The sequence below is a fragment of the Idiomarina aquatica genome (assembly GCF_004362895.1).
Classification (GTDB): domain Bacteria; phylum Pseudomonadota; class Gammaproteobacteria; order Enterobacterales; family Alteromonadaceae; genus Idiomarina.
Map to the genome: position 1 here is coordinate 1 of NZ_SNXI01000005.1, position 15,917 is coordinate 15,917.

Here is a 15,917-nt window from a genome sequence, read left to right on the forward strand (position 1 = left end):
AGAGTACACCAGAATAGAACCGCTACGCGGTTCCCGCTTGTATACCCAAAGGGCACACTGTCCCCGCCCGATTGGGCGAGGGTTTACGCGGAGTTGTGCTAACTTAGGCCAAATTTTGTTTTGTTCAGCCGATGTTGGCTGTTGATCCGAGGCGGGCGAACAGCCCACCGCAGTTGATAGTGCAAGCGCAATAGCGGTGGTAAGGTAAGCGCGTTTCATGAGTCGGCCTCCTGTTTGCGTGCAACAGATTTAAACGCTTGGGGTTTATAGCCGCGCAAGCCATAAAATGCGATATAGACATAACACAGTAGCGGCAGAATAAAGGCGAGCTGGACGCTGGTTGCATCAGCTAAGGCGCCCTGTAGCAGTGGTATAATTGCGCCCCCGACAATGGCTAAACACAAAATGCCAGAACCCTGCCCCGTGCTTTCTTTAAGGTTTTGCAGCGCCAGGCTGAAAATGGTTGGGAACATAATGGAGTTACACAAGCCAACAAACAGCAGCGACCACATGGCTAACGCGCCACTCGTGTTAATGCTGGTGGCGACTAATACAACCGCGACACTTGCGTTGAACAGCAATACTTTATTACCAGCAAATTTCTGCATCACCGCCGCGCCAATGAAGCGCCCTACCATGGCACCACCGAAGTACCAGGAGATATAGTGGGAAGCCTGCGACATGGACATGTTGCCGATATCAGATTGTGACAAATATATCGCCAGGAAACTACCGATAGCCACTTCGGCGCCGACATACACAAAAATACCAATGGCGCCCAGTACCAAGTGACGTTGCCCCCAGGCACCGCCTTTGGTTGGTAATGGTGCGGCAGCATCAACTTTACCCATATTCGGTAATTTCAATGCGGCAAAAACAATCGCCATAATGATCAGGGCTGCGGCTAAAATAAAGTACGGTGTTGAGACCGTATCTTTACTCACACCCGTTACTTCGGGATCTGCCACGCCACCAAAGATAAGCCATGCACCAAACAATGGCGCGACGGTAGTGCCGAGCGAGTTGAATGCCTGCGTCATGGTCAGGCGGCTTGAGGACGTTTCCTCTGGTCCCAGGCGGGTTACATAAGGGTTGGCAGCGACCTGTAGTATGGTTACGCCGGACGCCAAAATAAATAGCGCGAGCAAGAATAAACCGTAGATTTCGAGCATAGCAGCCGGGTAAAACAGGACACAACCGGCACCAGCAATTAGCAGACCGGTAACGATACCCATTTTATAACCAATTCGACCCACCATCAGACCAGCCGGCACTGAGATAATAAAATAGGCACTAAAGAAGCAGAACTGAATCAGCATGGACTGGGTGTTATTCAGATCGAATAACAGCTTTAGATAGGGTATCAGAATGTCGTTGAGACTGGTGATGAAGCCCCAGATAAAAAACAGCGAAGTAAGCGCGGTTAGTGCAAAACGATAGTTGGTATTGCCCCCGCCCACTGTCGCTGAGGTTTGCGGCGTTGTCATAATTCCCTCTTGTTTTATTTTATTTTTGACGATGGCTTGCAGACCATCTAGTATGATGTAAGCGCTTTCATTTGTAACGCACTTTATAACATAGTTTATGGGTTTAGCAATGGAAAACCAGCTTTTAATGATGACTACGTATGCAACCCAATTGAGAAAAAAATGATAAAACTACAACTCGACAAACATTCGCCTTTATACTCACCGGATTTTGTTTTTGGCGTAGCCACTTCATCATTCCAAATTGAGGGCGACCGCCATGGTCGCGCCGATTGCATATGGGATAGCTTTTGTGCGCAACAGGGAAAGATTCATGACGGCAGCAATGGCGATCGTGCCTGTGAACATGTAAAACACTGGCAACATGACGTGGATATTATTGCAAGTCTGGGCGTTGATTCATACCGGCTTTCTGTGGCCTGGGCTCGGGTTATAAATGCGGATGGCAGTGTTAACCAGGTGGGCTTGCACTTTTACGAGCGGTTAGTTGATGCGCTAACCGAGCGCGGCATTAGCACGCATATCACTTTATACCATTGGGATTTGCCACAGTACCTTGAAGATCAGGGCGGCTGGCTTAATCGCGATACCGCTTATCGCTTTGCTGAGTACGCCGCTGTTGTTGTTGGCGCGCTCGGCGACAAGGTTGCCAGCTATTCCACCATCAATGAACCTTTTTGTAGCGCTTATTTAAGTTATGAGGCTGGTATTCATGCGCCGGGGCCAAATCCAGTCAGCCATGATTCGGGCAATCGCCGTAAAAATGGCCGTCAGGCAGCTCATCATTTATTGTTAGCGCACGGGTTGGCGTTGCCGCGCATGCGGGAACTCGCACCCCAGGCTGAACACGGCATTGTACTTAATTTCAGTCCCTGCCACGGCGCTTCTGATGCAGCCGCTGACCAGGCCGCTGCTGCAACCGCCCATGATTATCATAACCGTTGGTATCTACAGCCACTGCTGCAGGGTTCTTACCCTGATTTACTAGAACGCCTGGCCGCAGATGAACGCCCGCATATAGAGCCCGGTGATTTAACACTAATGTGCCAACCACTAGACTTTTTAGGCGTTAATTACTATACCCGAACCACCTTCAAAGCCACCGCAGATGGTTGGTTTAAGGATGTTCCGCCGAGGGGTGACGAATTGACCACCATGGGCTGGGAGGTTTATCCACAGGGCTTGACAGAAATCCTCACCAAGCTTAAAAAGAGTTATCCTAATCTGCCACCGATCTATATTACAGAAAATGGTGTGGCTTACGATGATATTGTCGAGAATAACCACATTCATGACAACAATCGTATCGATTATTTTCAGCAACACCTGAACGCGATCGAGGACTGCATCACGCAGGGCGTTGAAATCAAGGGTTACTATATTTGGAGCTTAATGGATAACTTTGAATGGGCCGAGGGCTATACCCAACGCTTTGGTATCGTCCATATCGATTTTGATAGCGGCGAAAGACAGCTAAAAGACAGTGCTAAAGCGTGGCAGCAGCTGCTGCGTTCGCGGCAACAAGTTATTGCACCCGCAAGTTCATGTTAAGCCGTCGCGAAAAGGTCGCTTACGGCCTGGGAGATACCGCCAGTAACATCATTTTCCAAACGGTTATGTTGTTCCTGGCTTTTTTTTATACCGACATCTTTGGTATTCCGGCAGCCGTTGTTGGCACCATGTTTTTGGTGGTGCGCTTAGTCGACGCCATCACAGACCCTTTAATGGGCTTAATTACCGACAAAACGCGTTCTCGGCATGGCCAGTTTCGGCCTTATTTAATTTGGATGGCACTGCCCTTCGCATTTTTTAGCGTTATGGCCTTTACCACGCCCGATGTCAGTGTCGACAGTAAAATTCTTTATGCCTACGTCACCTACTGCTTATTAATGTTGGCGTATACCGCCATTAACATCCCCTACTCTGCCCTCGGCGGCGTGCTAACGGCCGATCCGCTGGAACGCGTGTCAGTGCAATCTTACCGGTTTGTGTTTGGGATGTTAGGTGGATTGCTGGTAACCACCACCACCTTGCCATTAGTAGAATGGCTGGGCGGTGGCGACAGCGTCATAGGCTATCAGCTGACCATCGGTGCGCTAAGTGTTCTCGGCATATTGTTGTTTACCCTTTGCTTTTTAGGTACCAAAGAACGCTTAAAAGCCCAACAAACTCGGCATATGGGCCTGAAGGACGGCCTCAAAATCCTCTGGAAAAACCCTCAATGGCGCCGTTTGTCTTTAGCTGCTGCCCTGGTGCTAACCGGAATCGCGCTAAAAAACACCCTCGCTATTTACTATGTAAAATACTACTTATTACGCGAAGACATGGTTACTGTGTTTATCAGTATCGGTATGGTAGGTAACATCTTAGGCTGCGCGATCGCCCAGTATGTCACGCGTTACATCGATAAAGTCACTGCCTATGTCAGCATTCAGGTGATTGCTGCTTTCGTTTGTGCCGCTGCCTTTTTTGTGCCGGCACAGGATATCGTATTAGCCACCGTGCTGTATTTTTTCTGGGGGTTCTTTTTGCAAATGGGTACTCCCATGCTGTGGGCGAAAATGGCTGATGTCGTCGATTATGGGTTTTATAAGTTCGGTGTGCGCGCCACTGGTATGGTTTATTCATCCATCATCTTTTTTATTAAACTGGGCCTGGCTTTAGGCGGCGCTATTGGCGGTTGGTGGCTGGCATTTTATGACTATGTGCCGGACCAAGCCCAAACAGCAACTACCCAGCAAGGTATTCTAATCGCGTTTGCGCTGTTACCGGCATTGGCTTCATTATTAGTAGCAATTGTGATGCGTGGCTACACCTTAACGCAACCACGGGTACAGGCAATAAACCGGGAATTACAACAAACGACAGCGGGTCAGTAACAGGAGTTTAAACAACAATGGCAACCATCTACGAGGTATCAAAATTGGCGGGCGTATCGCTGGCTACGGTATCTCGCGTGTTAAACAAAAACACCCCGGTTAAAGAAGAGACCCGCCTCAAGGTATTGGCGGCAATGGAACAGCTAGGCTACCAACCTAACTCTGTTGCCCAATCGTTGGCTTCTAACCGCTCAAATAGCATCGGTATCGTGGTGCCTGAATTGAATGGTCCGTTCTTCGGTACCTTACTCAGTGACATCGAAAACCAATTTCGCCAGGCCGGCAAACACGTCATTATCGCAGCCGGTCACAGTGATGAAAAGTTAGAGCAGGAAAGTATTAGTTTTTTGCAAAGCCGTAACTGCGATGCACTGATTTTGCATGTTGAAGCGGTCAGCGACGATTACTTGGTCGAACTGATGCAAAAGAAAGTTCGGTTTGTGCTGATTAACCGTTTTGTCGCCCCCCTTTACGATCGCTGTATTACCCTAAACAACCAGCACGGCGGCTATTTAGCAACGCGCCATATTTTGGAGCATGGCCATACTCATATTGGTTATATTTCAGGGCCTATGTGGAAGCACGACGCCGACCAACGCTACAAAGGTCATGTTCGTGCCCTCACCGAATTTGGTATCGAGCCATCAGAACAGTTAGTTTACGAGGGCGACTACCACGAATCCAGCGGTGCGGCCGGTGCGCAGGTGCTGTTGCAAAGCAATCCGTCGATAACGGCGCTGGTTTGCGCCAATGACGAAATGGCTGCCGGCGCCATGACTGCCGCCCGTGAGGCCGGCCGAACATTGCCCGATGACTTGTCCATTATGGGCTTTGATAACGTTAACTTCTCCCACTATACTTTCCCCAAACTCACGACTATCGACTACCCGGTTGGCGGTATGGGCGAAATGGCCGCACAATTAATCTTAAAATGCGTTTACCAACAGTCGGTAGATACCATTCAAACCGTGTTCGAACCGCGGTTAGTGGAACGCGATTCGATAAAAAATGTTTAACTGTTTGCAATAAAAAAGTGCGCCGCAGCGCACTTTTTTATTTGTCGATTAACGTGACAGCTTTAAATGTCAAAGCGGTCGGCATTCATCACTTTAACCCAGGCTTTGGTAAAGTCGCGAACAAACTTCTCCTGGTTGTCATCTTGCGCATAAACTTCTGCATAAGAGCGTAAGATTGAGTTAGAGCCAAAGACCAGATCAACCCGCGTTGCCGTCCATTTTACTTTGTCGGTTTTGCGATCGCGGACTTCATAATGGTCACCGGCCTTTTTCCAGACATTGTTCATGTCGGTCAGGTTAACAAAGAAGTCGTTAGTCAATATACCAACGCGGTCGGTGAAGACGCCGTGTTTAGACTCGCCATAGTTTGCGCCTAACGCACGCATGCCACCCATGAGTACCGTCATTTCTGGTGCGGTAAGCCCCATCAAATGAGTTCGATCCAGCAGTAACTCCTCTGCCGGAACATCGTAATCCTTTTTAAGGTAGTTACGATAGCCATCGTGCAATGGTTCGAGTGGCTCAAAGCTTTCAGCATCGGTTTGCTCATCAGTAGCGTCGCCACGACCCGCTGCAAAAGGCACGGTAATGTCATATCCGGCATCTTTAGCCGCTTTCTCAACCGCCGCAGTGCCACCAAGTACGATGAGGTCAGCGATGCTAACCTTCTTGTCCAGCCCGCTTTGGATTTCTTCTAACTTAGCCAACACCTTCTGCAGTTTTTCCGGTTCGTTACCGTGCCAGTCTTTTTGCGGTGCTAAGCGAATACGCGCACCGTTGGCGCCACCACGGTAATCGGAGCCACGAAAAGTGCGAGCACTATCCCACGCCGTTGTAATCAGCTCGTAGGACGTCAGGCCACTGTTTAGCAGCTTCTGTTTAAGTTCTTCGACTTCACCGTCGCTTAGGCTGTAATCCACCTTAGGAATCGGATCCTGCCAAATTAAATCTTCGTCCGGCACATCAGTACCCAGATAACGATCTTTTGGTCCCAAATCACGGTGAGTTAGTTTAAACCAGGCGCGTGCAAAGACTTCAGCAAAATAGTCGGGATCGTTATAAAACTTTTCGGCAATCTTGCGATAATCCGGATCCATTTTCATTGCCATATCGGCATCAGTCATGATCGGGTTGTGGCGAATTGACGGATCTTCAACATCAACCGGTTTGTCTTCTTCTTTAATATCGATAGGCTCCCACTGCCACGCACCTGCAGGACTCTTTTTAAGCTCCCACTCATAGTTAAACAGCAGATAGAAGTAACCATTGTCCCACTGGGTCGGATTAGTCGTCCAGGCACCTTCGATGCCGCTGGTTACCGTGTCACGCCCCATGCCTTTGCCGCCGCTATTGCGCCAGCCAAAGCCTTGCTCTTCGACGTCAGCCGCTTCTGGCTCCGGACCTAAGTTTTCCTCTTTACCATTACCATGACATTTACCTACCGTGTGGCCACCCGCCGTTAGTGCGCAGGTTTCCTCATCGTTCATTGCCATGCGCTTAAAGGTTTCACGCACGTCTTTGGCGGTGCGTAAAGGATCGGGGTTACCGTCTACACCTTCCGGGTTTACGTAAATCAGACCCATTTGTACAGCTGCTAAGGGGTTTTCCAGCGAGTCTCGTTTGTCGTCAGAGTCATATCGGTTCTTGGTTGCATCCAACCATTTCTTCTCACTACCCCAATAAATATCTTCTTCCGGGTGCCAAATATCTTCACGCCCACCGGCGAAGCCAAAGGTTTTTAAGCCCATTGATTCGTAAGCCATGTTACCCGCAAGGATAAATAGGTCGGCCCACGACAGTTTGTTGCCGTATTTTTTCTTAATCGGCCACAACAGGCGACGTGCTTTGTCCAGACTCACGTTGTCAGGCCAGCTATTGAGAGGCGAAAAACGCTGGTTACCGGTACCACCACCGCCTCGACCGTCGGCTAAACGATACGAGCCCGCAGAGTGCCATGCCATACGGATCATCAGACCACCGTAGTGACCCCAATCGGCTGGCCACCAATCCTGGCTGTCGGTCATCAAGTCTTTAAGGTCTTGTTTTAATTCTTCCAGATCGATTTTTTTAAATTCTTCCGCGTAATTAAAATCTTCATCCATCGGGTTAGCTTTAGTGTCGTGCTGACGCAAAATCTCCAGCTTCAGCGCATTTGGCCACCAATGGGTATTGCTTTTGCCTTCGTTGGTCATGCTGCCGTGCATGATTGGGCACTTACCTGAACTCATATCAATATCCCTTCCGTTCATTTTTTGTTTAATTTAATCGTTCTACAGCTTACGCCGTTTTCCACTTATTAGATTTATAGCAGGCAGGTGAAGATTGACAAAGGTCAGATTAGCGGTCGTTTTAATCGGTTTAAGCGATTAAACTTCGTCACATATTAAAATTTCCGCGCGAAAACGTGGCTCCTGAAGCCAGACGATGGCGTGTTGCGAAAATTCCTGCCCCAACGCTAATGCATCTTGCTTGCTTAAGTTAGCAACCAAAAAACCCCGTTCATCAGGCCATTTCTGTTGAGGATCCTCGGCCACCGTTTTAGCACACAGATGCGCGTCAGACATCGATTTAAGTCGTTGCAACAAACGTTGACTCGCTCGGCGGTTGTCAGCTTCAGGCGTTTTCTTACTCTTAGGGTTGTATGCGGTTACAATACAGAAGCTGGAGTAGCCGGGATAAATTTCTCTCAGCGCAAGCTCTGCTTCGCCGATGCGGACGCATAACTCCGGACGGGCTAAAATCGTATAGTTGGTATTCTTATAGGCCTTTAATAATTCACTATCCACAATCATCCTTAAATAGGTAAAATCGAGACAACGCACAAGTAAATTTTATGAAAATTATCTTATTTTTATTGGTCTTGCACTACAATAGTAAACATGAGTAAAACAAAATTAACAACGCTTTTAATGGCGATATCCCTACTGACATTGAGTGCCTGTGGCTTTCCGCGGGCCGCTGATGACTACTTAGAAAAACTTGAATCATTAGCCGTTAAAATTGAACAGCTTGCGCAACAGCCTTCGGTATGCCAATCACAAGTCAACAAAATTGAATACCGTTACGGTCACTTAGCCCCCGGCAAGAACACGTATCTGGAAGCTGATTTCACCCCTGACGAATCTCGCCAATTCCATCAGCTCATCGAGCGCATTGAAGCCGCTAATAAAAAGATCATTCGCAAAGGTAACCCTGACTGTTAATTGTTAACAAGTTGTATAAAGTTTCGTCAAAGCCATTGTTTTCCCTGCCCTGCCTTCTATACTAATTTTGTAAATCTATGTAATCTATTTAAAATATTCTGCGTAGTACTCTTTACACTTATTACAAAGGGGATAAGGAATGACCAAAAAAGAAGAAGACGTACTCAGCGGTAAAAAGGACGTTGAGCGTGAGCGTCAAGCCGATGACCCGATGATCCCGGATGGTGAAGTTAATCCCATCAATACGGACTATCAGGTAGGGCAAGACAATGTGGTCATGAAAATCGGTCCGTTTGGATTGGATTTCCATAACCGCGTTTTTGCTATTTCGGGCTTACTCATTGTCGCGTTTGTTTTTATTACGCTGGCTTTTCAGAATCAAGCTGAGCCAATCTTTACCGGCATGAAGGATTGGTTGACCGCTAATCTAGACTGGTTTTTTATAAGCGCCGCTAACATTTTCGTTATTGTCGCGTTAGCCTTGGTATTTTCACCCTTAGGCCGAGTAAGAATAGGCGGCACCGAAGCTAAACCTGATTTTTCGTATTTGGGTTGGTTTTCGATGCTGTTTGCCGCCGGTATGGGTATCGGACTCATGTTTTACGGTGTGTCAGAGCCTATTACCCACTTCAGTACCGCACTTGGCGGAACTGAGACAGGTGCCGACGGGCTACGTACCGACTGGGCGCCTTTAGGTGGCGCAGAAGGCAACGAAGCTAAAGCTGTTGCTCTGGGCATGGCCGCGACTATTTTCCATTGGGCGCTGCACCCATGGGCAATCTATGCGATTCTGGCACTTGGTCTAGCCATCTTCTCGTTTAACAAAGGCTTACCACTAACCATCCGTTCTATCTTTTATCCTATTTTAGGTGAGCGTGTATGGGGCTGGCCTGGTCACGTTATCGATATTATCGCAATATTAGCGACGTTGTTCGGCTTAGCCACTTCGTTGGGGCTTGGCGCTTCGCAAGCCGCATCAGGTTTTAACTTCTTGTTTGGCTGGGATGAAGGAAATACCACACAAGTACTGTTAGTTGTTGGTATTACTGCCGTAGCGCTTGTGTCAGTGCTTGCAGGGTTAGAGTCAGGTGTACAACGTCTGTCGCAGATCAATATGTCGTTAGCGGCAATACTGATGCTGTTCGTTATTATCGTAGGCCCTACGGTTGCGATCCTGACAGGCTTTGTCGATAACCTCTATAACTACATTGTTAACCTGCCGGCGCTATCCAATCCGGTTGGCCGTGAAGACGCAAATTATTCACAAGGCTGGACTACCTTCTACTGGGCTTGGTGGATTGCCTGGTCGCCGTTTGTTGGTATGTTCATCGCTCGGGTGTCACGTGGCCGTACCGTGCGTGAATTCCTCATCTCTGTGCTATTGATTCCATCGTTAGCCTGTGTGTTCTGGATGAGCGTATTCGGTACTGCCGCCATTGAGCAATTTCTGTCAGGCGCAGAGGAAGTTGCCAACGTCGACTTGTCGTTGCAGCTGTTCGTTATGCTGGAAGGCTTACCCTGGACCGGTATCACCTCGTTTATTGGTATCATTTTGGTGATGGTATTCTTTATCACCTCATCGGACTCGGGTTCGCTGGTTATCGATACCATCAGTGCCGGTGGTAAAGTCGAAGCTCCCGTACCTCAACGAGTATTCTGGTGTACGTTCGAGGGCTTGGTTGCCATTGCATTGATTCTTGGCGGTGGCTTGGTTGCACTACAAGCGATGTCAGTGTCAGCCGGATTACCGTTCACCCTGGTACTATTAGCTGCGACTTATGCACTAATTCAGGGCTTGCGCTCTGAGCCCCGGGTTGGTAAAACCTCAAAATAACTAGCTTATGATAAAGTGGCACCTGTTTAGGGTGCCACTTCCTACCAAAAAGGTGCTTTTATGGAAGCTGAGCACGTCGAAATACTCAATTTTTTACGTCAGTATTCTCCCTTTAACCAACTACCGGAAGAGGAATTACAGTTAGCTGCACAACAGACATCAGTAGCTTACTTCCGTGCCGAAACACAAATTCTTGAATTTAACCAACCCATCGATTCGCTGCATGTTATTCGTAGTGGCGCTATAGAAACTTACCAACGCGATGGCTCCTTATTTAACCGGCTTGATGAAGGCGGCTTTTTTGGCGAAGCAGGCCTGTTACGTAAGGGGCGGGTGCGTTTCCCGGTCAAAACAATCGAAGACACCCTGCTCTATTATATTCCCGGCGAACTATTTAACCGCTTTTACGACGAGTATGACGCCTTTGCCGATGCCGTCGAGGTTGAAGAGAACCGTCGCGTGAGTCATGCAGTAAAAGAAAAAAATACCAATGGGTCGTTAGCGGCCCGGGTTGAGAAACTGGTTACTCGAGAAGCCGTAGCCATTGATATGCATGCATCGATACGCGATGCAGCATTAAAAATGACGGACGAAAAAGTCTCGTCACTACTCATCTACGACGAAGCTAAACAAGACAAGCCGGTGGGGATTATTACCGATAAGGATTTGCGCAAACGGGTGCTGGCGGCTGACAAAGATCCGTCCGCGCCGGTGGCTGACATTATGTCGTCCGATTTGGTTTTTATTCCGCACAATAAGCGTGTTTTTGAAGCGTTACTAACAATGCTACGCACCAACCTGCACCATTTGCCGGTACTTAAAAACACAAAGGTCATGGGCGTTATTGCCTTGTCGGATGTGGCACGACACGAATCGCAAAGCAGTTTATACGTGGTATCCAGTATTTTTAAACAAAACTCCATCGAAGAGTTATCGCAGCTGGTACCTGACGTCTACAAAAGTTTTGTGCGGATGGTCGAAGAAGATGCTAATTCCAGAATGATCGGCTCAGCAATGGCAACCATCGGACGTACTTTTAAGCAACGTCTATTAGAGCTAGCTGAGGAACGCCTCGGCCCGCCCCCGGTGCCCTACTGTTTTTTAGCGTTAGGTTCCATGGCGCGCGACGAACAGACTATTGTGACCGACCAAGATAACGCCTTGGTGTTAGATGATAGTTTTGACCCACAGCAACACGATGAGTACTTCTTAGCCCTGGCGCAATTTGTTTCTGACGGCCTACACTCTTGTGGTTATACCTATTGTACTGGCGATATCATGGCCACCAATCCGAAGTGGCGCCAACCGTTATCGCAATGGAAGGCCTATTTTAATGACTGGATTGATAATCCATCGCCGGAAAAATTATTGCATTCGTCCATCTTTTTTGATCTCGATGGTGTTGGCGGTAATAAGCGTTTTGCCAACGAACTCAACAAATTAATCCGGCAAAAGGCGCCCCGTAATAAACGCTTTTTAGGTTCAATGGCACGTAATGCGCTAAATCGCACGCCTCCACTGGGCTTTTTTAAAGACTTTGTGATGGAAAAGGATGGCAAGCATCGCGACAGTATCAACACCAAACGCCGTGGCACCGGCCCTGTTGCCGACCTTATTCGCGTGCACTCACTGGCGATTGGTGCCAAGCGTCAAAACTCGTTTGCACGGCTGGAAGAAATCATCGCCTCAGAAATACTGCCTAAAGGCCGGGGACCGGATTTACGTGATGCGTTGGAGTTGATTTCTATGGTACGTATTCGACATCAAGCGCTCGCACTGGAGGCAGGTGAAGTGCCCGATAATAATGTAGCCCCGGAAGATCTCTCTGATTTTGAAAGGAAGAACCTAAAAGACGCCTTTCAGATCTTAAGTAATGCGCAAAAATACCTGCGCTACCGTTACTCGGGAGCATAATATGCTGTACCTTGCGCCGGGCGAAGAAAAGCGTCAGCAGCGTAACCCAATCGACTGGCCTGAGCGGTTTAAGACCTTAGCCAATCAGGCTAAAACGCCAGCGCTAAAACGCTACTATCAAGCAGGTATCCCTGCACCGGACACACTCATTGCCGAAGCCCCGATGGTTGCGGTTGATTTCGAAACCACCGGTATGGACGTTAGCCAGCACGGTATTGTCAGTATCTCTGTTATACCGATGACACGCGACCGTATACATCAGGGCGCAGCAAAAACCTGGCTGGTAAAGCCACGTCGCGTTCTCACTGAACAGTCAGTTACCATCCACGGCATTACCCATAGTGCGATAGAACAGGCACCTGATTTAGAAGAAATTATCGAGCCGTTACTGGAAGCCGTTGCGGGCAAGGTGTGGGTAGTGCATTATCACGGTATTGAACGGCCATTTTTACAAGATGCGTTGCTAGAACGACTGGGTGAGAGTATCGAATTTCCACTGATTGATACCATGGAGATCGAGGCACGCTTTAGACGCCAGCAACGGGGCATTATCGATCGACTGATAGATAAGTTTAAAGGCCGCCAGCCACCCTCCATTCGTTTGGCGGATAGTCGTGAACGCTACCACCTGCCCTTTTATGCGCCCCACGATGCTATGACCGACGCGCTTGCGTGCGGGGAGTTACTACAGGCTCAACTTGCGTATCATTTTGCCGATAACAGTTTATTATCCGATGTTTGGTTACCTTAAGTAGAAACTACTACTTAGTAGATACCCATTGAACGCAAAGGATTTTCAGTTTCACTTTTTATAAAATAACTGTTGGAAATTTCTCCTTAGGATGAGAGTGCTTATGAGCTGGTTACGAAATCTATCGATGCGCAATAAATTGTTGCTGTTAATTCTTCCTTCGCTGTTTATTATGCTGTTACTGGCAGCGACAAACTTATGGACGAGTTATAGCGATTATCAGGAAGCGCATCGTATTGAACGTTTAGCCGAAATCACTTCAGCCAGCGCACCCGTAGTGGTCGAGCTACAACGGGAACGTGGCATGAGCGCACTTACCATGGCCTCAAATTATGCTGACAGCAATGTTCGCCAATTACGGCAACAGCGCCAGGCCAGTGATCAAGCAATCAGTCGTTTTCTAACCACCGTTGAATCCGTTCAGCAAGAATTGGCATTGCGCCAATCAACCGTTGACCGTGTGGCAACACTCAAACGTGATGCGTACGAACAGTGGCGCAGCCGCATCGATAGCAAGCAAATGAAACGCTCACAAATGGTGCAAAACTATACCGGCTTAATCAGCACCATGATGGGGTTAATTGATGACGTTGTTGCTGAATCATCGCAGGCACAAATAACCCGGTTGCTGGCGGTCTATTCGTTAACCGCAAACGCCGCAGAGTCAGCTGGCCAAGAACGCGCCGCCATTGCAGCTTACCTGGCCGGCGGTCAGTTTAGTTTAGACGATTTAGTTGCAATTCAGCAGTTCTCCGGCCAGCAACAAGCGTTGCTCGATAACGCCTTTTATTCAGCCAATTCAGCGTTAAAACCAACCATTGATGAGTTACGTCAGTCCTCAGCGTTAAGCAGTGTAAAAACCGTGCGTTCGCAACTCGTTGATGAAAACGTATTTTCGAATGTTAATAGCAACGACTGGTTTAGCACCAGCACCCGTTACATTACTGCGATTAACGAAGCTAAAAGTGAAATTTTGAATACCGTTACGCAGATGGCAAAACAATTAGCGGCTGATGCCTTTAGCGCGTTATTGATTATGTCGCTGGTTACTGCCGCCGTTATTGCGGTAATAGCTGTTCTGGCAACATTGATTCTGCGCGGCATCTACAGTCAGGTTGCTGAACTACTGCACGGCATCGATTTTGTGATGACTAACAAAGATCTTCGTCGCAAAGTGGACAGTAAAAGCTCTGACGAGTTAGGCCGTATTGGCAGCGCCTTTAATGAGCTGCTGACCAAATTCAGTGAGTCATTACAAAAGATTGACCAAATGAGCGTGCAGTTGGCGACTGCTACTGAGGAAACCAGTTCCACTGCCGAGCAAAATGCCGAGCAAATTGGCAAACAACAAAAACAAATCGAGCAAGTTGCGACCGCAACCGAAGAAATGAGCGCGACCGCAGCAGAGATTAGCGAGAATATCCAACGGGTTGCTGATGCCGCTGATAACTCACTGCAGAGTAAAGAAAAAGGCGCAGCGGCCGTGCGCGAGAGCATTACCTCCGTACGAGCACTGGCTGACGCTATCGGTAACGTCGGTCAGGTAATAAGCCAGTTACAAGAGCGCAGCGTTGATATTAATCGCGTTATCGACGTTATCAATAACGTTGCCGAACAAACTAACTTACTGGCGCTTAACGCAGCTATTGAAGCAGCTCGTGCGGGTGAACACGGCCGTGGCTTTGCGGTAGTTGCCGACGAAGTCCGTCAATTAGCCAGTCAAACGCATAATTCGACCCAGGAAATTGCTGACATGTTGTCTAATTTCCGCTCGCTGTCTGATACTGCTTACAATGATATTAATCAAAGCCAGTCTATTGCCGAAGCTACCGAAGAACAGGCTCAGGAGTTGGATCGGGCATTCCAGGTGATTGCCGAAGATATCAACAGTATTTCTGAAATGTCGACACAAATTGCTACTGCATCAGAAGAGCAGGTAAACGTCGCCAAAGATATTGCCGGTAACATGGAATCAGTAAACGAGGTATCGTTGTTAACCCTGACCGGTTCTCAAGAAATTAAAGCCGTGACACAAGAGCAGGCTAAATCTGCGCGGGAACTGCAGGATCTGGCGATGGAGTTTAAGACTGCATAAATTGTTCGTAAAACGAGTGGTATCTTTGTAATGTTCGTGTCAGCGTATAACATCTCACAAAGCCATCAAAATAAATACTAGCTAATGGTCTAACTATGAAAAATATTGTTTTAACGTCAATTATCGTCGCAGTCGGCATTACATTTGGCTCGAACACCGCCGTAGCCCAGTCGGTTGTGAAGCCGGCACCACAGGTGACCACTCAGGCTCAGGCTGAATTTTTTGCCGCAATAAACAAGCATTGTGGTAATTCATACGCGGGCGAAGTAACCGTTGATACGCCCGCAAGCGATGGCTTCGAGGGGCCATTGATAATGCATGTGCGTAAATGTGGCGAACAGCGTATCGAAATTCCGTTTCATGTTGGCGATGACCATTCACGCACCTGGGTCTTAACGCAGACAGGCTCGGGCATTAGCCTTAAACATGATCACCGCAAACCCGACGGTAACTATGACCCGCTAACCATGTACGGCGGCCATACGATCGATAAAGGCTACCCGACTGCACAGTCGTTCCCGGCTGACGCCTACTCAAAAGAATTATTTATTGAATTAGGTGTGCCGCAGTCGAATACCAATATTTGGCAAATGTATATTCATGAAGACACATTTACCTACCGCTTAATTCGCGAGGGCAGAGAGTTTCGGGTGGATTTTGATCTGACAAAAACCGTCGACACTCCCCCTACTCCATGGGGTTATGCCGACTAACAAGGTAAGCTCGTGCCGAGGCACG

General features: G+C 48.2%; 13 protein-coding genes. 9 read left to right on the forward strand and 4 right to left on the reverse strand.

What is annotated here, in order from left to right:
- Nucleotides 1–219 (reverse strand): hypothetical protein (locus tag DEU29_RS14050; RefSeq protein WP_208107608.1); only part of this gene is annotated, 219 nt, incomplete at its 3' end.
- On the reverse strand, nt 216–1,487 hold the full coding sequence (locus tag DEU29_RS05230) for a sugar MFS transporter (RefSeq protein ID WP_133539202.1): 1,272 nt from the start codon (nt 1,485–1,487) through the stop codon (nt 216–218). The genes DEU29_RS05230 and DEU29_RS14050, both read right to left, overlap by 4 nt.
- Before the next feature lie 162 nt (nt 1,488–1,649).
- Between DEU29_RS05230 and DEU29_RS05235 the strand changes: the two genes are divergently transcribed.
- Genes DEU29_RS05235 through DEU29_RS05245 form a run of 3 tightly spaced genes read left to right on the forward strand, consistent with a single transcriptional unit; the run spans nt 1,650 to nt 5,382 of the window.
- Nucleotides 1,650–3,038, forward strand: coding sequence for a GH1 family beta-glucosidase (locus tag DEU29_RS05235; RefSeq protein WP_133539203.1), 1,389 nt, complete (start codon nt 1,650–1,652; stop codon nt 3,036–3,038).
- Nucleotides 3,032–4,366, forward strand: a complete 1,335-nt coding sequence (locus tag DEU29_RS05240; RefSeq protein WP_133539204.1) for a glycoside-pentoside-hexuronide (GPH):cation symporter — start codon at nt 3,032–3,034, stop codon at nt 4,364–4,366. Before DEU29_RS05235 ends, DEU29_RS05240 begins: the two co-directional genes overlap by 7 nt.
- Before the next feature lie 17 nt (nt 4,367–4,383).
- Nucleotides 4,384–5,382 (forward strand): LacI family DNA-binding transcriptional regulator, encoded by a 999-nt coding sequence (locus DEU29_RS05245; protein WP_133539205.1) that lies wholly within the window; start codon nt 4,384–4,386, stop codon nt 5,380–5,382.
- 62 nt (nt 5,383–5,444) lie between these two features.
- Here the strand turns inward: DEU29_RS05245 and katG are convergent, their stop codons facing one another.
- Both katG and DEU29_RS05255 read right to left on the reverse strand, forming a co-directional pair.
- Nucleotides 5,445–7,610 (reverse strand): catalase/peroxidase HPI, encoded by a 2,166-nt coding sequence (katG, locus tag DEU29_RS05250; RefSeq protein ID WP_432206870.1) that lies wholly within the window; start codon nt 7,608–7,610, stop codon nt 5,445–5,447.
- A 138-nt stretch (nt 7,611–7,748) separates the two neighbouring features.
- Entirely contained in the window at nt 7,749–8,168 is a 420-nt protein-coding gene (locus tag DEU29_RS05255; protein ID WP_166635886.1) for a DUF3293 domain-containing protein, read from the reverse strand.
- Nucleotides 8,169–8,261: 93 nt separating this feature from the next.
- On the opposite strand from DEU29_RS05255, the gene DEU29_RS05260 reads away from it, so the two are divergent.
- From DEU29_RS05260 to DEU29_RS05285, 6 genes are all read left to right on the forward strand, one after another.
- Nucleotides 8,262–8,585, forward strand: coding sequence for a hypothetical protein (locus DEU29_RS05260; protein WP_133539208.1), 324 nt, complete (start codon nt 8,262–8,264; stop codon nt 8,583–8,585).
- Between the two features lie 211 nt (nt 8,586–8,796).
- Entirely contained in the window at nt 8,797–10,419 is a 1,623-nt protein-coding gene (locus DEU29_RS05265; protein WP_243734497.1) for a BCCT family transporter, read from the forward strand.
- A 60-nt stretch (nt 10,420–10,479) separates the two neighbouring features.
- Nucleotides 10,480–12,333: a DUF294 nucleotidyltransferase-like domain-containing protein gene (locus DEU29_RS05270; protein ID WP_133539210.1), complete on the forward strand. Its 1,854-nt coding sequence runs from the start codon at nt 10,480–10,482 to the stop codon at nt 12,331–12,333.
- A 1-nt stretch (nt 12,334) separates the two neighbouring features.
- On the forward strand, nt 12,335–13,084 hold the full coding sequence (locus DEU29_RS05275; protein WP_133539211.1) for a 3'-5' exonuclease: 750 nt from the start codon (nt 12,335–12,337) through the stop codon (nt 13,082–13,084).
- 103 nt (nt 13,085–13,187) lie between these two features.
- Nucleotides 13,188–15,179: a methyl-accepting chemotaxis protein gene (locus tag DEU29_RS05280; RefSeq protein ID WP_133539212.1), complete on the forward strand. Its 1,992-nt coding sequence runs from the start codon at nt 13,188–13,190 to the stop codon at nt 15,177–15,179.
- A 95-nt stretch (nt 15,180–15,274) separates the two neighbouring features.
- Nucleotides 15,275–15,892, forward strand: a complete 618-nt coding sequence (locus DEU29_RS05285) for a hypothetical protein (RefSeq protein WP_133539213.1) — start codon at nt 15,275–15,277, stop codon at nt 15,890–15,892.
- Nucleotides 15,893–15,917: the final 25 nt, after the last annotated feature.